The 25,643-nt window shown below is 62.6% G+C and carries 24 protein-coding genes; 18 read left to right on the top strand and 6 right to left on the bottom strand.

Annotated elements, in window-relative coordinates; genetic code table 11:
• Window positions 1-25: 25 nt before the first annotated feature.
• The 11 genes from R4P64_RS17145 to R4P64_RS17095 all read left to right on the top strand — a co-directional run bounded on the left by R4P64_RS17145 (window position 26) and on the right by R4P64_RS17095 (window position 12,035).
• Window positions 26-1,198 carry an AAA family ATPase gene (locus R4P64_RS17145; RefSeq protein ID WP_080711641.1) on the top strand — a complete coding sequence of 391 codons (1,173 nt, stop codon included), beginning with the start codon at window positions 26-28 and terminating at the stop codon, window positions 1,196-1,198.
• Complete coding sequence (locus tag R4P64_RS17140) at window positions 1,195-2,169, top strand: DUF58 domain-containing protein (protein ID WP_092808006.1); 975 nt, start codon at window positions 1,195-1,197, stop codon at window positions 2,167-2,169. The genes R4P64_RS17145 and R4P64_RS17140 overlap by 4 nt, the downstream gene beginning before the upstream one ends.
• Window positions 2,166-3,146 carry a VWA domain-containing protein gene (locus R4P64_RS17135; RefSeq protein ID WP_317821895.1) on the top strand — a complete coding sequence of 327 codons (981 nt, stop codon included), beginning with the start codon at window positions 2,166-2,168 and terminating at the stop codon, window positions 3,144-3,146. The genes R4P64_RS17140 and R4P64_RS17135 overlap by 4 nt, the downstream gene beginning before the upstream one ends.
• Window positions 3,147-3,213: 67 nt before the next feature.
• Window positions 3,214-3,963, top strand: a complete 750-nt coding sequence (fabG1, locus tag R4P64_RS17130) for a 3-oxoacyl-ACP reductase FabG1 (protein WP_045067715.1) — start codon at window positions 3,214-3,216, stop codon at window positions 3,961-3,963.
• Between the two features lie 56 nt (window positions 3,964-4,019).
• Window positions 4,020-4,817, top strand: coding sequence for an NADH-dependent enoyl-ACP reductase InhA (gene inhA / locus R4P64_RS17125; RefSeq protein WP_045067716.1), 798 nt, complete (start codon window positions 4,020-4,022; stop codon window positions 4,815-4,817).
• Between the two features lie 102 nt (window positions 4,818-4,919).
• Window positions 4,920-5,678, top strand: a complete 759-nt coding sequence (locus tag R4P64_RS17120; RefSeq protein ID WP_317821893.1) for a hypothetical protein — start codon at window positions 4,920-4,922, stop codon at window positions 5,676-5,678.
• A gap of 160 nt (window positions 5,679-5,838) precedes the next feature.
• On the top strand, window positions 5,839-7,407 hold the full coding sequence (locus R4P64_RS17115; RefSeq protein WP_317821892.1) for a hypothetical protein: 1,569 nt from the start codon (window positions 5,839-5,841) through the stop codon (window positions 7,405-7,407).
• Entirely contained in the window at window positions 7,404-8,069 is a 666-nt protein-coding gene (locus tag R4P64_RS17110) for a DUF305 domain-containing protein (RefSeq protein ID WP_317821891.1), read from the top strand. Before R4P64_RS17115 ends, R4P64_RS17110 begins: the two co-directional genes overlap by 4 nt.
• Window positions 8,070-8,176: 107 nt before the next feature.
• Entirely contained in the window at window positions 8,177-9,052 is an 876-nt protein-coding gene (locus R4P64_RS17105; protein ID WP_317821890.1) for an LLM class F420-dependent oxidoreductase, read from the top strand.
• 139 nt (window positions 9,053-9,191) lie between these two features.
• Window positions 9,192-10,889 carry a SulP family inorganic anion transporter gene (locus R4P64_RS17100; RefSeq protein WP_317821889.1) on the top strand — a complete coding sequence of 566 codons (1,698 nt, stop codon included), beginning with the start codon at window positions 9,192-9,194 and terminating at the stop codon, window positions 10,887-10,889.
• A gap of 78 nt (window positions 10,890-10,967) precedes the next feature.
• A complete protein-coding gene (locus tag R4P64_RS17095) occupies window positions 10,968-12,035 on the top strand; it encodes a ferrochelatase (RefSeq protein WP_033232078.1) in 1,068 nt (355 codons plus the stop codon).
• A gap of 31 nt (window positions 12,036-12,066) precedes the next feature.
• Here R4P64_RS17095 and R4P64_RS17090 read toward each other — a convergent pair whose 3' ends face one another.
• On the bottom strand, window positions 12,067-12,675 hold the full coding sequence (locus R4P64_RS17090; RefSeq protein ID WP_033232077.1) for a hypothetical protein: 609 nt from the start codon (window positions 12,673-12,675) through the stop codon (window positions 12,067-12,069).
• A gap of 108 nt (window positions 12,676-12,783) precedes the next feature.
• Window positions 12,784-13,125 (bottom strand): metallopeptidase family protein, encoded by a 342-nt coding sequence (locus R4P64_RS17085; RefSeq protein WP_033232076.1) that lies wholly within the window; start codon window positions 13,123-13,125, stop codon window positions 12,784-12,786.
• A gap of 77 nt (window positions 13,126-13,202) precedes the next feature.
• On the opposite strand from R4P64_RS17085, the gene R4P64_RS17080 reads away from it, so the two are divergent.
• Both R4P64_RS17080 and R4P64_RS17075 read left to right on the top strand, forming a co-directional pair.
• Complete coding sequence (locus tag R4P64_RS17080) at window positions 13,203-13,691, top strand: transcriptional regulator (protein WP_033232075.1); 489 nt, start codon at window positions 13,203-13,205, stop codon at window positions 13,689-13,691.
• A gap of 161 nt (window positions 13,692-13,852) precedes the next feature.
• Entirely contained in the window at window positions 13,853-15,649 is a 1,797-nt protein-coding gene (locus tag R4P64_RS17075) for an enoyl-CoA hydratase-related protein (protein ID WP_317540320.1), read from the top strand.
• Window positions 15,650-15,667: 18 nt separating this feature from the next.
• Here R4P64_RS17075 and R4P64_RS17070 read toward each other — a convergent pair whose 3' ends face one another.
• The gene (locus R4P64_RS17070; protein ID WP_045067725.1) at window positions 15,668-16,486 is read right to left on the bottom strand and encodes a hypothetical protein; all 819 of its coding nucleotides are present in this window, start codon (window positions 16,484-16,486) and stop codon (window positions 15,668-15,670) included.
• A 67-nt stretch (window positions 16,487-16,553) separates the two neighbouring features.
• Between R4P64_RS17070 and R4P64_RS17065 the strand changes: the two genes are divergently transcribed.
• From R4P64_RS17065 to R4P64_RS17055, 3 genes are read left to right on the top strand one after another with little or no spacing between them, the layout of a single operon-like run.
• Window positions 16,554-17,387, top strand: a complete 834-nt coding sequence (locus R4P64_RS17065) for a DUF3097 domain-containing protein (RefSeq protein WP_092807988.1) — start codon at window positions 16,554-16,556, stop codon at window positions 17,385-17,387.
• A gap of 37 nt (window positions 17,388-17,424) precedes the next feature.
• Window positions 17,425-17,856 (top strand): NfeD family protein, encoded by a 432-nt coding sequence (locus R4P64_RS17060; RefSeq protein WP_033232071.1) that lies wholly within the window; start codon window positions 17,425-17,427, stop codon window positions 17,854-17,856.
• A gap of 4 nt (window positions 17,857-17,860) precedes the next feature.
• A complete protein-coding gene (locus R4P64_RS17055) occupies window positions 17,861-19,135 on the top strand; it encodes an SPFH domain-containing protein (RefSeq protein ID WP_045067726.1) in 1,275 nt (424 codons plus the stop codon).
• Between the two features lie 36 nt (window positions 19,136-19,171).
• Here the strand turns inward: R4P64_RS17055 and R4P64_RS17050 are convergent, their stop codons facing one another.
• From R4P64_RS17050 to R4P64_RS17040, 3 genes are read right to left on the bottom strand one after another with little or no spacing between them, the layout of a single operon-like run.
• Window positions 19,172-19,705: a hypothetical protein gene (locus R4P64_RS17050; RefSeq protein ID WP_033232069.1), complete on the bottom strand. Its 534-nt coding sequence runs from the start codon at window positions 19,703-19,705 to the stop codon at window positions 19,172-19,174.
• A 14-nt stretch (window positions 19,706-19,719) separates the two neighbouring features.
• Complete coding sequence (locus R4P64_RS17045; RefSeq protein WP_095886292.1) at window positions 19,720-20,337, bottom strand: hypothetical protein; 618 nt, start codon at window positions 20,335-20,337, stop codon at window positions 19,720-19,722.
• A 31-nt stretch (window positions 20,338-20,368) separates the two neighbouring features.
• The gene (locus R4P64_RS17040) at window positions 20,369-21,088 is read right to left on the bottom strand and encodes a TVP38/TMEM64 family protein (protein ID WP_219112796.1); all 720 of its coding nucleotides are present in this window, start codon (window positions 21,086-21,088) and stop codon (window positions 20,369-20,371) included.
• A gap of 400 nt (window positions 21,089-21,488) precedes the next feature.
• Between R4P64_RS17040 and mutA the strand changes: the two genes are divergently transcribed.
• Together mutA and scpA are read left to right on the top strand one after the other, a co-directional pair.
• Complete coding sequence (gene mutA, locus R4P64_RS17035) at window positions 21,489-23,384, top strand: methylmalonyl-CoA mutase small subunit (RefSeq protein WP_317822083.1); 1,896 nt, start codon at window positions 21,489-21,491, stop codon at window positions 23,382-23,384.
• Complete coding sequence (scpA, locus tag R4P64_RS17030) at window positions 23,381-25,633, top strand: methylmalonyl-CoA mutase (protein ID WP_033232065.1); 2,253 nt, start codon at window positions 23,381-23,383, stop codon at window positions 25,631-25,633. The genes mutA and scpA overlap by 4 nt, the downstream gene beginning before the upstream one ends.
• The last annotated feature ends 10 nt before the right edge of the window (window positions 25,634-25,643 follow it).

Genomic DNA, 25,643 nt, shown 5'->3' with positions numbered 1-25,643 from the left:
CTTGGTGACCTCACGTGAAGATTCGATCGGATCGGTCGACGTAGACAAGGCGAGTGGAAATTCCGACGGGGTAGCTCCGTCGCTCGCCACCGACGTCCAGACACTGGAACGAGCGATCTACGAGGTCAAACGAGTCATCGTCGGCCAGGATCGACTGGTCGAGCGGATACTCGTCGGGCTACTGGCCAAGGGACACGTCCTGCTCGAGGGTGTTCCCGGTGTCGCGAAGACGCTGGCCGTCGAAACCTTTGCGAAGGTGGTCGGCGGATCGTTCTCCCGTGTGCAGTTCACCCCCGACCTCGTACCCACCGACTTGATCGGTACGCGTATCTACCGACAGGGACGCGAAGAGTTCGACACCGAACTGGGACCAGTGGTCGCAAACTTCGTCCTGGCCGACGAGATCAACCGTGCACCGGCAAAGGTGCAGTCTGCGTTGCTCGAAGTCATGGCCGAGCGTCACGTCTCCATCGGTGGCAAGCGCTACCACATGCCGGACCCGTTCCTGGTCATGGCGACGCAGAACCCGATCGAGAACGAGGGCGTGTATCCCCTCCCGGAAGCGCAGCGTGACCGCTTCCTGTTCAAGATCCTGGTCGATTACCCGACCGTCGAAGAAGAACGCGAAATCGTGTACCGGATGGGCGTCGCCGCGCCGGAACCCCACCAGATTCTCGGTCCCGAAGAGTTGGTTCGGCTCCAGCGCGTCGCGAGCACCGTCTTTGTCCACCATGCGCTGGTCGATTACGTGGTTCGGGTCATCGCGGCTACCCGTACGCCGAGGGAATTCGGCCTCGACGACGTTGCCGGCTGGATCGCCTACGGTGCGTCGCCGCGTGCAACACTCGGCATCATTGCAGCCTCCCGAGCGCTCGCCCTCGTGCGTGGCCGCGATTACGTTGTCCCGCAGGACGTCGTCGAGGTCATCCCGGACGTGTTGCGCCACCGGCTCGTGTTGTCGTACGACGCACTCGCCGACGAGGTCACTCCGGACGCCGTCATCACGCGGGTTCTGCAGACGGTCGGTCTGCCTCAGATCGCCGCGCGCCCGGTGCCCACTGTCGCGGGACCACAACCGGTACCGGGACAGCCGGTAGGCCAGCCGATGCAGCAACCTCAGCAGGGCGCACCGCAGTTCAATCCCGCGGGAAACGGCGCGCAATTCATGAGCCCTGATCCGATGAGTCGCCCGCAGTGACGGAAAGTCACCTTCCCGGTCATGCCGGTGCACCGCCGTCGTTCGAGTCCGGTGAACTTCGTGACCCACGACTGACCGCTGCGTTGCGAACACTGGAGTTGACGGTCCGCCGCCGGCTCGACGGGGTGTTGCACGGTGATCATCTCGGACTCATCCCCGGTCCCGGTTCCGAACCCGGCGAGGCTCGCGAGTATCAGCCCGGTGACGATGTGCGACAGATGGATTGGTCTGTCACCGCTCGTACGACGCACCCACATGTGCGGCAGTCGGTAGCCGATCGCGAACTCGAGACGTGGTTGGTGATCGACCTGTCCGCGAGCCTCGATTTCGGTACCGCAGGTTGTGAGAAGCGCGATTTGGTTGTGGCAGCCGCTGCTGCGGTGACCCACCTGACCAGTTCGGGCGGCAATCGCGTCGGCGCAATCATTTCCACCGGCGCGCAGATGACACGGATTCCGGCCAGGGGAGGCCGCGTCCACGCTCAGGCGATGCTTCGTAAGATCGCGACCACCCCCCATGCGCCGGACGGTGTGCGCGGAGATCTGGTGGGCGCAATCGAGGCGCTACGACGCCCACAGCGTCGGCGCGGCTTGGCCGTCGTGATCAGTGACTTCCTGGGCCCGACGGATTGGGAACGTCCGTTGCGTGCCATTGCCGGTCGTCATGACGTGCTCGGGATCGAAGTGGTGGATCCACGTGACCTCGAATTGCCCGATGTCGGTGACGTCGTGTTGCATGACCCGGAATCCGGTCGCACACGCGAGTTCTCGACCACTCCGCAGTTGCGCGCGGATTTTGCGCGCGCGGCCGCTGAGCATCGCATCGAGGTTCAGCAGGCATTGCGCCGGTGCGGTGCGCCGCTCATGTCACTGCACACCGATCGTGACTGGATCGCCGACGTGGTTCGATTCATCTCGGCACGCCGACACAGCTTCGGTGTCGGCGCCGGAACTGGGGGCGTTCGTTCGTGAGTCTTTCTCAATTCACTGCGCCGTGGTGGCTGCTGTTCCTGGTCGTCATCGCTGCGTTGGTAGCCGGTTACGTCTATGTGCAGAAGCAGCGTCAGAGACATACGTTGCGGTTCACCAACTTCGATCTGCTCGAGAAGGTGGCGCCGTCACGACCGGGCCGGTGGCGCCACGTTTCCGCCATTTTCATGGTGATCTCGTTGGTGTTCTTCACGGTAGCGTTGGCCGGTCCCACAGCGGACAAGAAGGTTCCGCGGAACCGGGCAACCGTCATCCTGGTGATCGACGTGTCGCTGTCGATGCAGGCCACCGATGTGGAACCGACACGTCTCGCGGCCGCTCAGGAGGCGGCCAAATCGTTTGCCGACGGTTTGACTCCTGGAATCAACCTGGGACTGGTCGCGTTTGCCGGAACTGCTTCGGTGTTGGTGTCTCCCACGACAAATCGCGACGCGACCAAAGTTGCCATCGACAATCTCAAGCTCAGCGAGCGGACCGCGACCGGCGAAGCGATCTTCACGTCACTGCAGTCGATCGACACGTTGTCCGCCGTTCTCGGCGGGAGTGATCAGGCTCCGCCCGCACGGATCGTCTTGCTCTCCGACGGTAAGCAGACGGTCCCCGACAATTCGGATGACCCGCGCGGCGGTTTCACCGCAGCACGTCAGGCCAAAGACAAAGGTGTTCCGATCTCGACGATTTCGTTCGGCACGACATACGGTCGGGTCGAAATCGAGGGTGATCGCATTCCGGTTCCTGTTGACGACGCGTCGCTGAAGGAAATCGCGAATCTGTCCGGGGGAAGTTTTTTCACCGCATCCAGCCTCGAAGAGTTGCGGGCGGTGTACGACACGCTGGAAGAGCAGATCGGATTCGAGACCACCCGCGGCGATGCAAGCAAGCCGTGGCTGATTCTCGGAGTTCTGTTTGCCACCGCAGGTTTGACCGTTGCCTTGGTCACTCGCCAAAGGCTGCCATGACCCTGCACCATTTTCGTTTGTCCGACTACTGCCGGATCTCGGCCCTGGAATTGATAGGTTGATCGCCATGTCTACCCCTTCCACCCCAGTGGTGTCAGAACGGACCGTCACCACTCCACGCTCGGTTCTGGTAACCGGCGGTAACCGCGGTATCGGCCTGGCTGTCGCGCAGCGTTTGGCCGCAGACGGACACAAGGTCGCCGTCACACACCGCGGCAGCGGTGCACCTGAAGGTCTTTTCGGGGTTGTCTGCGACGTCACCGACTCCGAGTCGATCGACCGCGCGTTCAAAGAGGTCGAGGCACATCAGGGCCCCGTCGAGGTCATCGTCGCCAACGCCGGTGTCACCGACGACACCCTGATCATGCGCATGTCGGAAGATCAGTTCACCAGTGTTATCGACGCAAACCTGACGGGTACGTTCCGGGTTGCGAAGCGGGCGACACGATCGATGCTGCGAGCGCGTTTCGGACGCTTCATCTTCCTCGGATCGGTTGTGGGGCTTGCCGGTGGCCCCGGGCAGGTCAACTACGCGGCCTCCAAGGCGGGCATCGTCGGTATCGCCCGGTCCTTGACCCGTGAACTTGGCTCCCGTTCGATCACGGCGAACGTGGTCGCCCCCGGCTTCATCGAGACCGACATGACCGCAGCGCTGGGCGACGACGTGAAAGACAAGGCCACCGAACACATTCCGCTTCAGCGCACCGGCAAGCCGGAAGATGTTGCGGCAGTAGTGAGTTTCCTGGCCTCCGACGATTCGGCGTACGTGTCCGGCGCCGTCATTCCGGTTGACGGTGGACTGGGTATGGGGCACTAGTCCCCGCTTCCACATTTTCCTTTCACTTCGTACGTCTCACTTCAGGAGGACAACTCATGGGCGGTTTGCTCGAGGGTAAGACCATTCTCGTTACCGGCATCATCACCGATTCGTCCATCGCATTCCATGTGGCGAAGGTTGCGCAGGAGCAGGGCGCCAAGGTGCTGATCACGGGTTTTGATCGTCTGCGTCTGATCGACCGCATTGCTCAGCGCCTACCGCAGCCGGTGCCGCCGGCCATCTCCCTCGACGTCCAGAACCCGGAAGATCTGGCCACTTTGGCCGATCGTGTCCGCGAGTTGGCTCCGGAGGGCATCGACGGCGTTGTCCACTCCATCGGCTTTGCCCCGCGCTCGTGCCTGGGCAGCCCGTTCATGGACGCGCCGTGGAGTGACGTTGCTGTTGCTCTCGAGGTGTCCGCCTACTCGTACAGTGCCCTCGCAAAGGCGCTGCTGCCGGTTCTGAACGACAAGGGTTCCATCGTCGGTATGGACTTCGATCCGTCGCGTGCGATGCCGTTCTACAACTGGATGGGTGTTTCCAAGGCAACCCTCGAGGCCGTGAACCGGTACGTCGCCAAAGAGGTCGGCGTTCGTGGCATCCGCTCCAATCTTGTTGCGTCCGGCCCGATCAAGACGCTCGCAGCCAAGGCAATTGCCGGCGACAGCACCGGCCCGGGTGCCGAGTTGGACAAGCTCAACACCGGCTGGGACAGTGCGGCGCCCATCGGCTGGGACGTCGAAGATCGTGAAACCGTTGCGAAGACGGTCTGCACCGTTCTCTCGGATTGGCTGCCGGGCACAACTGCGTCGATCATTTACGTCGACGGCGGTTTCCACGCAATGGTGGGTTAGTAGTTTGAATCCGGTTCGCCTTTGCCTGCTCGACGGGCTACGTACAGGTGAAGGCGAACACGGGGGACATCAACTCGCAGGACATCAACACGGGGGACATCGATGATGGAACCAGTCGACGACGTGGCGGTCGGTGACTGGATCAAACCACGGTTGTCGGGTGCGCTGACGGCAGTTGTACCTTCGGGTTTCGACGCGTACGTGCGAGTTCTCCATCCGGTCGACGTCGTCGGCACTCACGTGGTCCGCTGGCGTGATGTTGCCGCCGTAACCGGTCGGCGGGTTCATCCGCTTGTGCAATGGTGGCGTTTGATCGACGCCACTGATTCCGTGAATCCGCGCAGCGAGCTCTGGGACGGCGGTGAGCCGGATATCGGTTCACTCGATCCGCCCGACAATCAGCGTCTTGTCGATCTTCTTGCGGGCCATACGAATTCACCGGACGATGCGTACTTTGCGGTGTGGGAGGGCAATGGCTTCTTTCATGCCGGAGCTACGGCGATCTACAGTGCCGGACAGAAACAATCTCGCCCCGCACCCGTTGTTTCGCTCGCCCGGGAACTGATCTCCGGACCGCGGCTGCGGCACCCCGGACGGGACTATGTTGTGCTGTCAGGATCCCTTCGTGAAGCGTCGACTATCCCCGACCTGATCGGTGCAAAGCCCTGGACGCCGTCAGCAAATCTCGTGTGGCCGCAGGACCATTCGTGGTGCATTGCCACAGAGGTCGATTTTGATTCGACTCTCGTGGGGTGCAGTTGGGCCGCCGCGAAAGAGATCCTGGCATGCCCCGACCTCGAATCGTTCCCGATCAACCCGAACGATTCGTTGCAGTACGACGCTGACTTGGTAAATACCTGAGACCTCCGGTATCTGATGGAGAGTCGCGTTCACTCTTGACGAGAGTGGCGTGCATCACGCACACTTCCCCAGGGAACCGGACATTCGGTCAGGACGTCGGTAGGTGGGATGGATACGGTCGTGTATCGCCGACGCCCGATACACAGGGGGTTGGGCAAAGATGAAACCGCTGAGCGCTCGTCGAACGGTCAGGTCCGCGATTGTTGCCGCGGCGGCCGTACTGCTACTTCCAGTGGTCGGCGCCGCAGCGGCGCCGGAATCCAGTCCAGGTACGGTGTACGAATCCCATACCGTCGGCAGCGATGCGGTCGAGCGCGCGAGTTGTAACGAGGATTCTCAGCCGGAAACCGGATTGCAGGGCGATGTACCAGCTGAAGACCGTAACAGCGGACGCAGTCGAACGGGCTACAGCTGCAACATCTCTCGGTTGGGTGGGTACGAAGGCCGTGGCGGCGGAATCACCTCAACCAGTTTCGAGCACTGCGCGTATGTCGGCAGCTTCTTCCCCGGAAATCTCCTCGGGCCGGCGCAAGGTGTGCAGGTTATCGATGCCTCCGACCCGGCAAACCCGAAACTCACCGCAACGCTGACCGAACCTGCCATGCTCGCGGGAACGTGGGAGAGCCTCAAGGTCAACGCGCAGCGAAAACTCTTGGTGGGAACGGGAGTTCCCCTACTGACCGGCGTTGGCATGATGTCGGTATACGACATCTCCGATTGCGCTCATCCGAAACTGCTCAATCCGGGACCGGGAACGAATCTGGGGATGCTCCTTCCCATTACATCGCATGAGGGCGGGTTCTCCCCGGACGGCAACACCTACTGGTCTTCCGGTACCGCTCCCGGCATCGTGAGCGCTGTCGACCTCACCGACCCCTCCATCCCGAAGGTTGTGTGGCAGGACCTGATCGGTCTCTCGACCCACGGAATCGGCGTCAGCGACGACGGGAATCAGCTGTACCTGTCGAACAATATGGGCGGCATCCACGTACTCGACGTCAGTGCGGTGCAGCGACGTGACCCCAATCCCCAGGTTCGCCAACTCTCACAGCTTTCGTGGACCGACGGATGGGCGACGCAGCACAGTATTCCGGTGAACTACGACGGCGCACCGTATCTGTTCACCGTCGACGAGGGCGGTTCGGGCGGCGTCAAACTCATCGACGTCTCCGACGCAGCCCGACCGGAGATCGCCAACTCGATCAAGCTCGAAATCAACCTTCCCGAGAATCAAGACTCCTCGCTCGCGTCAGCGTCCGGCGGTTCGGCCTTTGCTTACGAATCGCACTACTGCGCAGCGGACCGCCCGGACAATCCCACGGCTCTCGCGTGCGGGTGGATATCGTCCGGGATCAGGGTTTTTGATGTCCGCGACCCGTTCGACGTCCGGGAAATCGCCTACTACAACCCGCCGGCGAAGACGGGGGACAATCTTGCGCTGACAAACTCACCGCACGCATTGGCATCGATCTTGGGCGTTCCGATACTGAGCGCGCCCGCGATCGGCCAGTCTATTCTCAGTGGTCAATTCGACCCGAACCAAGCACGCAGCCCGCGAAGCGGGATGCTCACTCAAGGCGACATCTCCACGGACTGGTGCTTCTCGGCGCCGGAGTGGCGCGGCAGCAAGCTGTGGGTGACGTGCGCGGACAATGGGTTCATGGCGTTGCAACTGGATCCCGACGTCTACTCGCCACCGGCTGATCAGCACTCCACCGTCGGTTCATGACGACGACGCGGGTAGTGCGCGTCGCAGCGTTCGGTTGCCTTGCGGTGATGCTGGTTGTGCTCGGTGCGGCGCTGCGGCCGCTGATATTCACGGAGCAGGCTGCGCCTGCAGAGATATTGAGCGACAACGAAATCGGGTTTGTTCACGATATGGTCGCGCACCACCAGCAGGCCCTGTTCATCGCCCAGCGACTGAACACGAATGTCGATCCAGCGGTGAGTAGGCTCGCGCAACAGATCGACGATTCGCAGCGGACCGAGATCGGGATGATGCTCGGTTGGCTGCGACTCGTGAACGTGACCCCGGGTAGTCGCACTCCGATGGAATGGATGCACACCGCGTCGAATTCGACGGACCTTGCTGCGCACCATGGCGTTGTGACATCAGAGGCAACTCGCGGTCAGGCGTCGATGCCGGGGATGGCAACCATGGCCGAACTCGACTCTCTCACCTCAGCTACGGGGGTTGATGCGGAAGTGTTGTTCCTGCAGTTGATGGAGCGTCATCACCGTGGCGGGATCGTCATGGCCCAGGCGGCCGACGAACTTCTAGCCGACGGTCCGGTCAAACAATCCGCCCGCGACATGATCACCACCCAGAGTCAGGAATCCGGACTGATGGCCCTCATGCTCGCACAACGAGGTGCTCAACCGCTCGGGTAGACGAGCCCTGGATACCAGAATGAACAGCGTTCATTCTTCTGGTACGTTCAGCTCCGAGAGCGGCCGTCACCCTTACGTGCCGGTGCACAGTCGAAGGAGTTGCATCGATGCGAATCGGCATCAGTACACCGGTCGTGAGCGTCATCCCAGGCCGGACGGCGGATTGGGAACTGGACGCGGGGATCGAGGAAATCGCAGAGGTTGCGCAGCATGCCGATCGGCGTGGCTTCCATTTCGTCACCTGTAGCGAACACATCGGTATGCCCTCCGACGTATGGTCGCCTCAGCTGCCCAATGGGCGCGGAACGCGCTATTGGGATCCTCTGGCAACCCTGTCGTATCTGGCGGGAAAGACCGAGCGCCTACGCCTAGTGACGAACATCCTTGTCCTCGGATACCACCATCCCCTCGAGATCGCCAAGCGATACGGGACTCTGGACCGGATGAGCGGCGGGCGCGTGGTTCTGGGCTTGGGCGTAGGGACCGTCGAGGCGGAATTCAAGGCACTGGGTGTGCCATTCGAAGGACGAGGCCCGCGCGCAGATGACGCGATGCGCGCGCTACGCGCATCGCTGTCACAGCTCGAACCGGAGTATCACGGCGAGTTCTACGATTTCGAGGGATTGATCATCGATCCCCACGCGATCCAACCGCGCGTGCCGCTCTGGGTCGGTGGGCATAGCAAGCGCGCGTTGCGGCGGGCTGTGACGCTCGGTGACGGGTGGATGCCCGGCGCACCGGACATGGAGACCCTCCGAACAATGTTGGCAGGATTTCCGGAGCGTCCCGCGGGCTTCGAGGTTATCTGCGGTGCGGACTCTCTGGACCCGGCCGCGCACCCTGATCAGGTAGAAGAGACGCTTGCCGAGATGGACGAAGCAGGCGTCACTATGGTCCCGTTCCGCCCAGTTCATCGATCACTGGCGCACTATCTCGAACAGCTCGATGCGATGGCTGCATTGGAGAACTTCACGCCGCTGTGATCCTGCGGAGTTCTCGAAGAGAAAGCCCGCGGCGCTTCACCCGGTCGGGATGAGGCGGGAGAGTGCACCCGTGGTCGACGATGGGATCACGAAATCACCTCCCGGACGAAGGGCGCCACATGTCGTATCTCGGGGCTACATGAGCGCAGTTCTGGGTCGCATACGTGCTCTGCTGCCGCGCGAGCGAATGACCCGAGCCGATGTGATCGCGGGTCTTCCCGGTGCGATCGGTAGCGTGCCTGACGGTATGGCCTCGGGTGTGCTCGCCGGAGTGAGTCCGCTGCACGGTCTTTATGCGAGCATGGCCGGCCGGGTATTCGGAGGATTGTCCACCAGTACCCGTCTGATGGTGGTCACCACCACGAGTGCCTCAGCACTGGCGGCCGGGTCGGCTCTGACGGATATCCCCGATGAGGACCGATCTGCGGCTCTGGTGATGCTTACCCTCGTCGCCGGTGGCGTGATGATCGTGGCCGCCGTCTTGCGGCTGGGGAGATACACGCGCTTCGTCTCACATTCCGTGATGACCGCATTTCTGCTCGGGGTTGCGGCCAACATCGCGTTCGGTCAGATCCCGGCGCTGTTGGGGGTAGACGCGGAAGGCGGGTTTGCGCTCGCGAAGGCAGTGAATGTGTTGACGCACCCGGGGGAGATCGACTGGCGGTCCGCGGTGGTGGGCGTCAGTGCCCTGATACTCATGTGGACATTGGGACAGACCCGGTTGCGGTTATACGCATCGTTGGTTGCGCTGCTCGTGCCGACCGTTCTTGTGGTGGCGTTGGGTTGGGATTCCGTGAGCCGCGTTTCCGACATCGCGACTATCCCCACTGGATTCCCGATCCCGGGTCTTCCCGATCTGACCGTGCTGAGCCCCGCCCTGCTCAGTGGCGCGCTGACGGTGGCGGTCATTGTGCTGGTCCAAGGTGCCGGAGTGGCCGAATCCGCCCCAAATCCGGACGGCTCACGCTCGTCCGCCAATCAAGACTTCACCGCGCAAGGTGTCGGCAACGTCGCTGCGTCTTTGCTCCGCGGGATGCCAGTCGGAGGATCGGTGGGGCAGACTGCGCTCAATCGCACAGCGGGTGCCCGTACCCGTTGGGCAGCGATCTGGTCGGGCTTGTGGCTGGTTGTCCTGCTCGCAGCCTTCGCGGGACTGGTCGGGCAAGTGCCCATGCCAACCCTCGCAGCTGTCCTGATTGTGGCAGCTGCCGGGTCCCTGGATCCGGCCAAGCTGTCGGCCATCTGGAGCAGCGGATGTACCTCCCGGGTCGTGTTCGGTACAACGCTGATGGCGACGCTGTTGCTGCCGGTCACAGCCGCGGTGGGAATCGGGGTCGCGCTCTCACTGATCCTGCAGCTGAACCAGGAAGCCATCGACCTCAAGGTGGTCCGCCTGCGGGTGGACGGCAACCAACTGGTCGAGGCGAGCGCACCGAAACAACTCTCCGACAACGAGATCGTGATACTCGACGTGTACGGCAGCCTGTTCTACGCGGGAGCGCGCACGCTTGCGGCGCATCTGCCGGATCCCGCCGGTGCGAGGTCGCCGGTGGTGATCCTGCGGCTGAGGGGGCGCACGACGGTAAGCGCAACGTTCTTCACCATCGTCGCGGATTATGCTCGTCGACTCGACGCGGTTGGCGGTCAGCTGCACCTCAGTGGGATCGACCCGCGCATTCGCGACTACTGGACCGACGAACTCCTCGCCGCGCATGGGGTGAGCATCGAGTTCCACCCTGCCACCGCAACTATCGGCGAATCGACCCTCGCCGCGTATGCCGAGGCGAGAGTTCGGACGCACGACGGCGACAATCCGCCACGCGAAACGCCTTGTTAGTTCTACTGCAGTTAGTTCTACTACAACAGTGCGTACCCGGGTTTTGTCTGGCGATCGGCATCGCGCAAGATTGAAGGCATGACTGTTGGTGTGGACGACAAGTTCGATGCTCTTCTCGTGTTGTCGTTCGGCGGTCCCGAAAAACCCGAGGACGTTCGACCCTTTCTCGAAAACGTCACGCGGGGAAGGGGAGTTCCACCTGAGCGTCTTGATGCGGTCGTTGAGCACTACATGCATTTCGGTGGAGTTTCACCGATCAATGCACTCAATCGAGATTTGATCGAGCGAGTCCGGGGTGAACTGGCAACGGCGGGGCTGGATCTTCCGATCTACTTCGGAAACCGCAACTGGCACCCCATGGTCGAGGACACTGTGGCACAGATGCGCGACGACGGTATCCGTAACGCGGCCGTCTTTGCCACGTCGGCGTGGGGCGGGTACTCGGGGTGCCGTCAGTACCACGAGGACATCGTCCGTGCGCGTGAAGCGGTCGGTGACGGCGCACCGACATTGACCAAACTTCGTCAGTATTACGACCATCCTCTGGTCATCGGCGCGTTTGCCGACGGAGTCCGGGCGGCGCGCGCGGCTCTGCCCGAGGCGACTCGAGAGGGCGCTCGGCTGGTGTTCACGGCGCATTCGGTACCGATCGCCGCCGACAGAAATGCCGGACCGCCCGAGCTGGGCGGCAACCTGTACAGCCGTCAGGTCGCTGAAGCCTCGCGCCTGGTTGCCGGCGCTGTGGGCGTCGATGATTTTGATCTTGTGTGGCAGTCTCGATCCGGCCCGCCGCAGGTGCCGTGGCTCGACCCTGACATCTGCGATCATCTGGATATGTTGTCCACCAAGGATGTTCGCGCGGTGATCGTATGTCCTGTCGGTTTTGTCTCCGACCACCTCGAAGTGGTGTGGGATCTCGACACAGAGGCCAAGGACAAAGCCGCAGAACTTGGAATGGATTTTGTTCGGGCGGCAACGCCGGGCCGGGACCCACGTTTTGCTCAATTGGTACCGACGCTCATTTCCGAACGTCTGGCCGGTGAGCCGCCGCTCCGCCTCGGGGTCGAGCCGTTGCTCGGCTCGACCACCAACGGCGTTTCTTGCGCGGTCAACTGTTGTGCCGCAGTGCAGCGGCCTAAGCGCTGAGCGCTGAGCGCTGAGCGCTGAGCGCTTCGAGCTATGCGTTGGGCTGCTTCAGCTTTCCGCACGGGCCTGGCACCGTCGACGTGCTTCGTGAGGTCAGCAGGGCGGCGACGATCGCCTGGTCTTCGGCACTCAGCGACGGATCGATGTAGTTGAGCGACGGCGCACCTAGTTCACGGACGCGTCCGGCAAGCGTTGCGACAAACGACACCTTCTCTTCGTCGCCCCGGTTTGCTTCGTGGATCTGGAGGACGGATACCGGAAACTTGCGCAGTGTGACCGGCAGGAAACGAGCGGCCAGAACATGGTCGACGTTGAATCCGGCCCACACTCCCTGGTTTGCTTCCACGCACTCGGCGTCGGAGTGCGCTGCACTCTCGCCGATGTACTTGCGCGGCGGGACCAACTTCTTGGGGGCAAGCTCGGACGCGCCCTGCTGCAGGACCGGATAGTCGCCGTCTGTGTACATCCACGGCTGGTTTGCCATCGTGATGAGTCGGCCGGCATCCAAATCGGGTAGGTACCGGGACTTGAGGAGGAAGGCCACGCTGTCGACCGAGATGCCCAACAGTTCGGCGGCCTTCTGACGACTCATGGCGAAGGTCGGCGTGTTCTTCGGGGCGATCTGGATCAGGTTGACCATGTGAACTCCTGTAGATGTTCAGTTGTTGCGGCGTGTCGGTACAGCTGACATGACTATTCGGCGATTATCAACCTCTAGCTCATTTTCGTGGCCTATGTGAGTGTGATGTCACCAACCGAGCTCTCGTAAACGGGGATCTCCGATGCCGAAGTGATGACCGATCTCGTGAATCACTGTGCGTCGTACCTGCTCGACAACCTCGTCTTCGGTGGAGCAGATCGAGCAGATCGACCGACGGTAGATGGTGATGCGGTCGGGAAGTACACCGGCGTAGGTGGTTGTTCGCTTCGTGAGCGGAATTCCCTGGTACAAACCGAGCAGTCCGGGTGGGCCACCTTCGAGTTGAACGGTCACCGCAACATTGGCCATTTCGCGACCGAGTTTGGGCGGCAAGGTGTCCAAGGCGCGTTTGACCATGTCCTCGAACTGGGCGTCGTCGACGTCGATCATCTGACTATTGTGCGGGAATCGCGCACCTGGGGGTGTGTCCATCTGGAAACAGTGCAGCGTGCGGCTATGTTGGTGGAGTGGCCGATGATCTGTACCAGCGTTACGAATTCACGTTTATCGTTCCCTTGCTGACGCTCTCGCAGGAACAGATGCTCGCCAAGTCCCTGGGTGGACGGGTGGAGGAGCGAAAAGGTCTGCAGTTGTTGACTCTCACCGCGGAAGGCATGCGGGCGGCGACGACCGCGATCACTCTTGTCGACCAACTTGCCGGCTCCGGTGTGCGACCCGAGCGGACTCATCCGGATCTGGTGTCCCGGCAGGACATCGCAGATCGTGCGGGTGTCACGCGGCAAGCCGTCGGGCAGTGGGTGCGCGGAGTTCGGCAAGCGTCGACGCCCTTCCCGGTTCCCTACAACTCGGTGGCGGGTGGCATCTGGTTCTGGGGAGATGTTCTGGCGTGGTTGCGTCGTCAGGGATACGGGCAGGACACAGGCTTGCGGTACCCGACGCTTGATGAGCACATTCGAATCGACCGGCATATTGCGATCAACCACAAAACTCCCTGACGTCAGCTCCAGCAAACTGTTTGCTTGATAGTAGCTGTTGAAACAAACCGACTGTAGGTATATGGTCCCCAAGTACCTAATTCAACCTATCGGTGCGTTGGTCGTGCTTGGGGGAGCCTGGTCTACGCCGTTGATACCCGACTATGCAAGCAGGGGAATTCATGGTTTCGACCCCCAGGGCGATCTCGTCAGCTGTGTCGCTGACGGTTGCCTCGAATGACGTGATGTCACCACCAGCAACATCTAGGCAACGTGGCGGTTGGGTGAGCGGGCAGCGATTGCGCACTGTCGCTGCTGGCCTGTTTGCCCGAAACCAGCCAAGCGAGTCGCCGACGCCGACGCCGACGCGCACGGTGCTACTTCTTGTCACCTCGGACAACGGGCTGTCGCAGCGGGCGGCGCTGGTGTTGCGCGAGGCCGGCCATCGAGTGCGGACGGCAGTGGTGTCGGACGCGGAGTCGGCGCTCGTGGCCACTGCACCTGACGACTTCGATCTCATCATCTGCCCGTATCTGAAAGTTTATATACCGGAAGAGATTTGGCGAAGATGGACGACGATCATCATCCATCCCGGACCGCCAGGGGATCGAGGTCCCTCTTCGCTGGACTGGGCGATCGCGGATGGCGAGAGCACCTGGGGCGTCACGGCATTACAAGCTCGCGAGGAACTCGACGGTGGACCGGTGTGGGCGTGGCGAACCTTCGACCTGTGCGCCGGTGCCCCCAAATCTGCGGTCTACAACGATGCGGTTACCGCCGCAGCGGTGGAGTGCATCCAGGAAGTAGTCGACAAGTTCGGAACTCCGGATTTTGTGCCGCTTACCTCGGAATCGGTACCGCGGCCGGTAGCCTCCGCCAAGACGCGGCCGGTCATGAAACAAGCAGATCGCGCATTCTCGTGGTCACAGGACGCACCGAGCATCATGCGCGCGATCAATGCGGCGGACGGTTTTCCCGGTGTGAACACCGAATTGGGACTCGACCGTGTATTTGTCTACGACGCGCACCTGGACGCGCATGTCGACGCCGACCCCGGCACCATTCTCGAGTATCACCACGAGGCAATCCGTGTTGCCACCGGCGCCGGTACCGTCTGGATCGGCCAAGCGCGCCCTGAAGGTCCGGCAGGTTTCAAGCTCCCGGCGACAGCCGTGGTTCGCCCAGGCACCTTTGTTCCGCAGGTGCAAGACAGTCGCTACCCGGGTATCGACTACCACCGGGACGGCGATATCGGCTACCTCTCCTTCCGCAGCTACAACGGCGCGATGAGCACCGCGCAGTGCCGACGGTTAGCCGACCGTCTGCGCTGGGCCATCGAACTTGATACCAAGGTTCTGGTGTTGACCGGTGATTACAGCGGATTCAGCAACGGTATTCACCTCAATGTGATCGAGGCCGCCGCCGATCAGGCCGGTGAAGCGTGGTCGAACATCAAGGCCATCAACTCGGTCGCGAACCGGATCGTCAATTGCGTCGACCAGGTGATCGTTGCCGCCTTCACCGGAAATGCCGGAGCCGGCGGCGTCATGCTTCCACTCGGTGCCGACGTCGTCGCAGCCCGGGACGGTGTAGTTCTCAATCCGCACTACGCCACGATGGGTTTGTTCGGCTCGGAATTGCACACGTACACGCTTCCCGTCCGGGTTGGTGACTACCAGGCTCGGCGGCTGCTCTCGGAGTGTCAACCCATCAGCATCGGCCAGGCTCGACAGATCGGACTTGTTGATGCCATCGGGCCTCGCGATCCGATGCTTTTCGAGTCGTGGCTGAACAAGATCGCAACAGACCTTCTCGTCGGGGACCGGCGGAAAGCGATGCTCGAGAAGAAACGATCGCGGCTCGCACTCGATCCGGTCGCGCCGTACGAACAGCGGGAACTCGAGGAAATGAAGAGCGACATGTTCGGTGATCGCAACGGGTTCGCGGAGAAACGTCGAAAATTCGTTCGCAAGTTGTGATCGGTGACTTGTCGCTGTCTAGTTTTCGCCCGCCGGGTGGTGTGAGGAGGCACTCGCCACCGCTGCTGTTCGGGCGGATCGCACCGCGGCCCACAGCGGCCGCAACAAGGATTCTCGGGCATGGACAGCGGAGATGCTGGGTGGTTGGTTGGTCGAATCATGCTCGGCCACAGTCAAAATAGCGGCAACCTGATCGGCGCTGTCGAGGACTCGCAGCGCCCGAGGTGCAAGGGAATCGGGGTAGCGGTGATGCGCCAGGTCGGAGAGTGCATCGGCAATTGCTGCCCGGGCATCGTCACCCGGCGTGCCGGTGGGGACGGTCTGAAGCGACAGCAGTGCCGCGGCGGCGTCGCGAACGGCCTCGCGCATCGAATATTCGGCTTCTCCGAGACCGACATACTCGGCCGGCCCCGTCACGGTCGGCACGGAGTACACCGTCCAGCGCAGAACGTCGGGACCTTCATGCACGGGAACGAGTCCGATTCCCGCAGATCCCGCAGCGCCGACCAGAACACCTTCACCGGCGCCCAACGCGGCTGCGGCGAACCCGGTACCGGCAGGCAGACCGCGCACATCACCAGGGGCAGGTAGCGCCAATCGTAAGTCGGTCGGTGAGATGTTCCCGGCGCGTCGCAGCACCCGGAGCAACATCGGCGCGCCACCGTCGGTGATACCCGGCCAGTCGAGTCCGAGGGCCGACGCGGTATCCGCGTCGGCGGCACCGATCAAATGCATCGGCGCCCACGCCACGAGCGCATCGATGACGTCGTCCGGGGCGCTGTCGCCGGCGAGCCATGATGCTGCCCACACGGTGAGCGTTGCGCTGGGAGAACTCATGACAGAAGAGTTTAGTTCGGCGTGGCAACCTGTGCCCCTTGGGCGTTGTCACCTAGCGTTATCCGGCGTGAGCGGTGGAAACGGATACGGTGACATCTTCGCGGGCCATGCCCGCACCCAGAAACGTCAAGTGCCCCAGGTGGCGGCCGAGCGCGACCTCGTCGTCGAGGATGCGGCAACGGGATTCTGCGGCGCGGTCGTCGGATTCGAGCGCACGTACGACGGTGATTTTGTTCGGCTCGAGGACGGCCGTTCGCAGAAGCGACTGTTTGCGATGCGTGAGGCTGCATTCCTCATCGACGGCGCACCCGTGACGTTGGTGCGACCGGCACCTAAGGCTACGTCTGCCAAGTCGGCGAGGTCCGCGTCGGGATCGACCCGTGTTGAAGGATTACGCGCTCGCACAGCACTTCCCAGCCGGATCTGGGTGGAGGGTGTCCACGACGCAGCCCTGGTGGAACGGGTGTGGGGACACGACCTGCGCGTCGAAGGTGTAGTTGTCGAACACCTCGAGGGCTTGGACAACCTGGGGGAGCGACTTGCGGAGTTCGGCCCAGGTCCCGGGCGACGAGTCGGTGTTCTTGTCGATCACCTGGTGACCGGCTCGAAGGAAACGCAACTGACGCAGGGCCTCGGCCCGAACGTGTTGGTGACGGGCCATCCGTACATCGACGTCTGGGAAGCGGTCCGGCCGAAGTCCGTCGGAATTGCTGCCTGGCCGAAGATTCCGCGCGGTGAGGACTGGAAGACGGGGATTTGCCGCGAACTCGGCTGGGGGACACCTCAGGAAGGGTGGCGACGTGTGTACAACGCGGTGGAGAGCTTCCGCGATCTGGAAGCTCCGCTGATCGGAGCCGTCGAACAGCTTGTCGATTTTGTCACCGAGCCGAACCTGACGTAGGCGCGGCGCAGATCACACTCTCTGGTTAGATGGTGTTGTGGCTGCACTTCTTTGGCTTGTCGGGGCACTTGTGCTCGCCGGCGCGGAAGCACTGGCAGGAGATTTCTTTCTGCTGATGCTCGCCGGTGGGGCGCTTGCTACTGCCGGTGTCAGTTCGGTCACCGATTTTCCCGTGTGGGTCGACGCCGTCATGTTCGGCGTGTTCTCGGGAGTGCTCATTCTCGGTGTTCGGCCTTTCCTGTTGCGACGCTTCGGGACTCCGCCGCCCACTCCGATGGGAATTCAAGCGCTCGAAGGTAAACGTGCCGTCGTTCTCGAAGAGGTCGGCGAGCATGCCGGTCAGGTCAAGCTGGACGGTCAGATATGGACAGCACGCCCGCTCGACAGCGCTGACGTGTATCCAGCGGGGACAACGGTGACGGTGATGGAAATCAACGGGGCAACAGCAGTTGTCTGGAGGGGACCGTAAAAACATGGCAGCACTTATAGTTCTTGGTGTCTTGGTGCTTTTCGTGATCTTGGTGGTTGCGAAATCGGTAGCACTGGTACCGCAGGCAGAAGCCGCGGTCATCGAGCGACTCGGTCGGTACTCGAAAACAGTGTCGGGTCAGCTCACATTTCTGATCCCCTTCGCGGATCGGGTTCGGGCAAAGGTCGATCTGCGCGAACGCGTTGTGTCCTTCCCACCGCAACCGGTGATCACGCAGGACAACCTGACGTTGTCCATCGACACCGTGGTGTATTTCCAGGTCACCAATCCGCAAGCGGCGGTGTACGAGATCAGCAACTACATTGCCGCGGTCGAGCAGTTGACCACGACGACTCTGCGTAACGTCGTCGGCGGTATGACGCTGGAAGAGACGCTGACCTCGCGTGACTCCATCAACGGTCAGTTGCGTGGTGTGCTCGACGAAGCAACCGGCCGCTGGGGCCTGCGGGTCGCACGCGTCGAACTCAAGAGCATCGATCCGCCGCCGTCGATTCAGGAGTCGATGGAAAAGCAGATGAAGGCCGACCGCGAGAAGCGCGCCATGATTCTCACGGCTGAGGGGCACCGCGAAGCTGCGATCAAGACCGCTGAGGGTGCGAAGCAGAGCCAGATCCTGTCAGCTGAAGGCAACAAGCAGGCCTCCGTTCTCAACGCCGAGGGCGAGCGTCAGTCGCAAATCCTTCGCGCGCAGGGTGATCGCGCTGCCAAGTATCTGCAGGCGCAAGGTGAAGCCAAGGCCATCGAGAAGGTCTTTGCCGCCATCAAGTCGGGTAAGCCGACGCCGGAACTGCTTGCATACCAGTACCTTCAGACGTTGCCTCAGATGGCGCAGGGTGACGCGAACAAAGTGTGGCTGGTGCCGAGCGATTTCGGCGACGCACTCAAGGGCTTCGCAAAAACACTGGGTGCACCAGGCGATGACGGCGTGTTCCGGTACGAACCGCCCGCGGCGGAAGAGAACCTGCCCAGCCCGGAGGACGATTCCGACGAGGTAGCCGAATGGTTCGAGACAAAGTCCGATCCGGCTATCGCAGAAGCAGTTCGCGCTGCGGAAATCGCGGCCCGGACACCGGTAGAGGATCCTGCGGCAGCGGTTCGCGCACAGCGCGAAAGCGCCCCGCAGTTCACCGACCCGGCGCTGCCGGCGCCAGGTGAAAGCCAATGGTCCGGACAGTTCCAGCAGGAGCCGGAACCTGGAGAATTCCAGCAGAAATACCCGTATCAAGACCAACCGCCGGAGGGCGGACCGCGTCACTAATATTTGAATGAATTCGAAAAGCGCTGATCACTGGAACTACGTGATCAGCGCTTTTCCTGTTCCGCAGACAGCAATCGCCCAGAGAACGCTGGCGAAGGTTCCGATGATGAACTGTTCCGAGGCATGGGGTTCACGCAGTTCGGGATACCGGGCCAATCCCTTGACCGCCAACACGATTGCGATACCTTCCGGCCAACCAGCCAGAATGGACACTGCGACGGCGATGCGCTCGAGGACTCCGATGACGCGGCCACCGCGCAATGGACCTGCGTTGGGTGCGGGGCTGCCGTCCGGTTGCCGTCTCGCAACCTTGAACGTGGCCAAAACCACGGGAGCACCCGCCGTGGCCGAAGCCAGGACACACAGGACAAGTGTCGCTCCGAGCGCAAATCCCGTGACCGGTGTGGTCCGACTCGCGGCCAGCGCCGCAACCCCGAGGGCAGGCAGAGCCACGGTGGCGGATACCCATTCGGGAACCTGGACGTGGCCGCCGCTCAGTTTTGGCAGCGCAGCCGCAATCAGCGGTGCTGCGGCTGCAACTGCAAGCGCGATCAGTGCCAGAACAACCATGTAATGCGCCCCTGTCAGTGTGTGGTGCGAGCAGTGTAGGTCTGGGCTCGGACAAGTAGCCGCTGCGCGAGTCGTCGGCCGGCAAGTTCGGCTTGCCAGCCGGCGGTGAGCAGGCGTTTCGACATGGCTTGCTTGGTGATTCCGAGCCGTTCGGCGGCGGCGACCTGGGTGAGACCGTCGTCCATCAATGCGATAGCAGCACGTCCGTCAGGTGTTTGCCGAAGCACGATCGTGCCAAGCATGGTCAGGGCGCCGTCGATGTCCGCGGCAAGTTCGGCGAGGTCGCCGTCGGCTGGGGCCTGCTCGACGGAGATACGCGCGGGGGCTTTCTTGGCACGTTCGACGGCGATGCGTGCCGCCTCGAATGCTGGTCCGCGCCCGGCGCGGGTCTGGGCGGGAAGTGGTTCTTCGACGGGGCCGATTCCGATTCCGACACTCCAGTATTCGCGCCGCAGTAGTTCGAGCGCCAGGTGCACCAGGAGTTGGGGATCGTCGGTGACTGCTTGAATTTCGTCGCCTGCTGTCCGCTCGAACCCTCGGACGAGGGGGGCGGACGCGAGATCGCGAAGGACTTTGTCGACGCGGTCGACATCACGGCGACTACCGCGTTGGTCGACTGTCAGTACGAACATTAGTCAACATTAAGAGGTTGACTTCTCTATGTCAATCTTTGGAAGTTGACTTCCCGCTATCAACCTCCAGGGTTTGACCCGTAAGGGCTTGGCCATCGGACGGTTGGTGCAGTTCCACGGACGTCTTGCGGGCGTCGAACAGCAATCCTCCGATGCCAATGGCAATGCAGATTCCTGACAGCACAAGCAGGCGAGGGTCGGCTTCGCCGGACAGGGCATCGCCGAGTACGACGATTCCGATCGTGCCGGGCAGAATTCCCACCACTGTGGCGATCACGTAGGGCACCAGGCGGATCGACGAAATGCCGCAGCAGTAGTTCACCACCGAAAACGGGACGAACGCGATTAAACGTAGCGACCCAACGGCCAGCCATCCGCGTTTCTCGATCCGCTCGTCCACTCGCCTGATTGTCGGACTCGATATCCGTTGCCAGACCACCTCTCGGCCGATGGCGCGGACGAGATACAGAGCCAGGATGGCACTGACCGTGGTTGCCCCAACCGTCAGGGCGATACCTGTCGCCGATCCGAACAGCACGCCGGCGCTGAGGGTGAAAACCGTCCGAGGAAAGGGCGCGACGGTAACCAGGGAATGAACAAGAAAGAACACGAGCGGAAACATCGGTCCGATGGAATCCGCCCACTCCCGGACCTGAGAAACCGACGGGTGCGGCGCAAGGAGTGCCGCCACGAAGAGTGCGAGCACCAGCAGGACAATCGCGATCAATCTTCGGTCCAGCAGGCGCCCCATCACAGGGCACAAGGTTACCGGTGCGCGTGAGGAATCCCGACGTATGCGGCCCAGTCGTCCGGAAACCGGGTGCCCCTACCAGCGTGATGTGATGAAAACCACTACCCTTCGGGTAGGGGTGACGTTGGAGGTCCCGCCCAGTGGTACCGACTCGCCGGTAACTCGTAAACGTGCTGAACAATCGCTAGGTAAGGATCATGGCTACACGCCAATCCGCGCCGTACCAGCCGGTAGGCAAGTTGTCGGGCGGCCTTAGCAGACCCCTTCGCCGCGAACGTGACGTGATCCTCACGATAAGCACGTCCGAAGGCGGGTTAGCATCACAGCCATAACGAGCAATTCGATGAACAGTTCCGATAACAGGTATAACGCTTACGCACAACGAGAGGCAGCGGACACAGTGTCATTAGCTTCAGAAGCCGAGGCTGTCGAGCAGGCATATGCGGAGTGGCAACGCTCCGTCGCCGGAGTGCTCGCCAAGTCCCGTCGAGTCGACGCCGCAGAACTAGGCCCCGAGCCGCAGAAACTGCTCGAAACCGTCACATACGACGGCGTCACTGTCGCACCGCTCTACAGCCCACGCGACGAGCGCCCCGAGCAGACCCTGCCCGGTAGCTTCCCGTACGTCCGCGGAGTCGACGCTCATCGCGACGTCAATGCAGGCTGGTTGGTTTCGGCTCAGTTCGGAACCGCTTCCGCCGCAGACACCAACCGGACCATCCTCGACGCACTCGAGAACGGTGTCAGTGCGATCTGGCTCAAAGCCGGACTCGGTGGCGTCTCCGTCGCCGATCTGAACGCGGTACTCGAGGGCGTGCTCCTCGATCTCGCTCCGCTCACACTCGATGCCGGCGCCGACGCAAGCGCCGCCGCCCGCGCGATCCTGGCACTGCTCGATGCCCGCGCGGAAGCCGGTGACGGAGTCAGCGATCGCGCAAGCATCCGCATCAACCTCGGCACGGCACCGCTGACGAGTTCCTTCTCCGGCGCAGCCGACGTCGAGCTGACAGAAGCAGTCGAGCTAGCTGTCGCCGCTGACGCTCGCGCCGAATCGGTGCGGGCCATCACCGTCGACGGCACGGCATTCCACAATGCCGGCGCCGGTGACGCCGAGGAGCTCGGAGCGGCCGTCGCAGCCGGTCTCGAATACCTCCGCGCGCTTACCGCAGACGGCGATCTGACCATCGGTGCTGCGTTGGCGCAGTTGGCTTTCCGTTACGCAGCCACCGACGATCAGTTCCAGACCATCGCGAAGTTCCGTGCCGCACGTCTCGTGTGGGCCCGCGTCGCTCAGGTCTGCGGCGCATCCGACTTCGGCGGCGCACCACAGCACGCTGTCACGTCCGCCGCGATGATGGCTCAGCGTGATCCCTGGGTGAACATGCTGCGCACCACCCTCGCCGCATTCGGCGCCGGTGTCGGTGGAGCAGACGCGGTGACGGTTCTTCCGTTCGACGTCGCCCTGGCCGACGGCACCCTTGGTGTCAGCAAGTCCTTCTCCTCACGCATCGCGCGCAACACGCAGTTGCTTCTCCTCGAGGAGTCGCACCTGGGCCGCGTGCTCGATCCGTCGGCGGGCTCCTGGTATGTCGAAGACCTGACACAGCAGATTGCCGCGACTGCCTGGGAGTTCTTCCAGGAGATCGAAGCAGCCGGCGGATATCTGGCTGCACTCGAAGCGGGAATCGTCTCCGATCGCATCGCCGCTACCAAGGCCAAGCGTGACTCCGACATCGCACACCGCAAGACCACGGTCACCGGTGTCAACGAGTTCCCGAACCTCGGCGAAACACCGCTGTCCGCCGAAGCCGTCGAGCCCGGCCAGTCCGTCGCCCGGTACGCGGCTGCGTTCGAAGCGCTTCGTGACCGCTCGGACGCATTCCTCGCTGCCGGCGGCGCCCGCCCCACTGCGCTGCTCGCTCCGCTGGGCTCGGTTGCAGAACACAACGTGCGCACAACCTTTGCGTCGAACCTTCTCGCTTCGGGCGGTATCGACGCAGTCAACCCCGGCCCGGTCGAGGTAGGCGCAGAAGCCATCTCCGCTGCAGTCAAGGCATCCGGCGCCACCGTCGCCGTGCTGTGTGGCACGGACAAGCGTTACGGCGAGAGCGCCGCAGCGGCCGTCGCAGAATTGCGCGCTGCCGGTATCACCAAGGTGCTGCTGGCCGGCCCGGAAAAGGCCGTCGGCGATGCCGCGGGCGATTCGCGTCCGGACGGATTCCTCACAGCCCGCATCGACGCAGTATCGGCTCTGACCGAACTGCTCGACTTCATCGAGACGGGAAGCTCCAAGTGACGACACGAGAGGTCAAGCACGTGATCGGCAGTTTCGCCGAGGTCCCACTCGAGGACCCGCAGTCTCCGGCACCCACACCACCGTCGGTCGAGCAGACACAGGCCCTCATCGAAGAGGGTGCCACCGCCAACAACTACGCCGCTGAGCAGGTTGTCTGGTCCACGCCGGAGGGCATCGACGTCAAGCCGGTGTACACCGGTGCAGACCGCGCGGCCGCCGCCGAGTCCGGTTACCCGCTCGACAGCTTCCCGGGTGCTGCACCGTTCCTGCGTGGTCCCTACCCGACCATGTACGTGAACCAGCCGTGGACCATTCGCCAGTACGCCGGCTTCTCCACTGCCGCCGAATCGAATGCGTTCTACCGCCGTAACCTCGCGGCCGGTCAGAAGGGCCTGTCGGTCGCGTTCGACCTCGCGACCCACCGCGGCTACGACTCCGATCACCCCCGCGTTGCCGGTGACGTCGGAATGGCCGGTGTCGCAATCGATTCCATCCTCGACATGCGTCAACTCTTCGACGGTATCGACCTTTCGCAGGTGTCGGTCTCGATGACGATGAACGGCGCTGTGCTGCCGATTCTCGCGCTGTACGTTGCTGCGGCAGGTGAGCAGGGTGTCACTCCGGACAAGCTGGCCGGAACGATCCAGAACGACATCCTCAAAGAGTTCATGGTTCGCAACACCTACATCTATCCGCCCAAGCCCTCGATGCGGATCATCTCGGACATCTTTGCGTACTCGAGTGCGGAAATGCCGAAGTACAACTCCATCTCCATCTCGGGTTACCACATCCAGGAAGCCGGAGCGACGGCCGATCTGGAACTGGCATACACCCTCGCTGACGGCGTCGAGTACATTCGCGCCGGCCTCGACGCCGGTATGGACATCGACAAGTTCGCACCGCGCTTGTCCTTCTTCTGGGCTATCGGCATGAACTTCTTCATGGAGGTCGCCAAGCTCCGGGCCGGACGCCTCCTGTGGGCCGAGCTTGTTGCCAAGTTCGATCCCAAGAGCGCGAAGTCGCTCTCGCTGCGTACCCACTCGCAGACCTCGGGCTGGTCGCTGACCGCGCAGGACGTCTTCAACAACGTTCCGCGTACCTGCGTCGAGGCCATGGCTGCCACCCAGGGACACACGCAGTCACTGCACACCAACGCACTCGACGAGGCCATCGCACTGCCGACGGACTTCTCCGCCCGCATCGCCCGCAACACCCAGCTGCTGCTGCAGCAGGAGTCCGGTACGGTTCGGCCCATCGATCCGTGGGGCGGCTCGTACTACGTCGAGTGGCTCACCAACGAGCTCGCCAACCGGGCACGTAAGCACATCGAAGAGGTCGAGGAAGCCGGCGGAATGGCTCAGGCCATTAACGAAGGCATCCCGAAGCTGCGCATCGAGGAAGCTGCTGCTCGCACGCAGGCGCGCATCGACTCCGGTCGGCAGCCGTTGGTAGGAGTCAACAAGTACGTTCCCGACGAGGTCGACACCATCGAAGTCCTCAAGGTCGAGAACTCCAAGGTCCGCAAGGAACAGCTCGAGAAGCTGGTTCGCCTTCGCGCAGAACGTGATCCGGAAGCCGTCGAGGCCGCACTCGCGAACCTCACCCGCGCCGCAGCATCCACCGAAGGCGGCATGGAGAACAATCTCCTCGCCCTCGCAGTTGTCGCCGCTCGCGCTATGGCTACCGTCGGCGAGATTTCCGACGCCCTCGAAAAGGTGTACGGACGCCACCAGGCCGAGATCCGCACCATCAGTGGTGTGTACCGAGACGAGGCAGGATCGGTGAGCAACATCAGCAAGGCGATGGAACTGGTCGAGAAGTTCGCCGAGGACGAGGGGCGTCGTCCCCGCATCCTCGTTGCGAAGATGGGCCAGGACGGTCACGACCGTGGCCAGAAGGTCATCTCCACGGCCTTCGCGGACATCGGATTCGACGTTGACGTCGGACCGCTGTTCCAGACCCCCGAAGAGGTCGCCAATCAGGCGGCCGACAACGACGTCCACGTAGTCGGTGTGTCGTCGTTGGCAGCCGGTCACCTCACCTTGGTGCCGGCGCTGCGGGAAGCTCTGGCTGCGGCCGGTCGTCCCGACATCATGATCGTGGTCGGCGGAGTCATCCCGCCCGGCGACTTCGACGAACTCTACGAAGCCGGCGCTGCTGCCATCTTCCCGCCCGGAACCGTCATCGCCGACGCTGCCAGCGGATTGTTGGAGAAGCTGGCCGTCCAACTGGGCCACGATCGCAGCTGAGAAGGGGTTG

This window comes from Rhodococcus sp. IEGM 1366, assembly GCF_033142425.1.
Lineage (GTDB): Bacteria > Actinomycetota > Actinomycetes > Mycobacteriales > Mycobacteriaceae > Rhodococcus_F > Rhodococcus_F globerula.
This window is presented reverse-complemented; position numbering and strand designations above follow the sequence as displayed.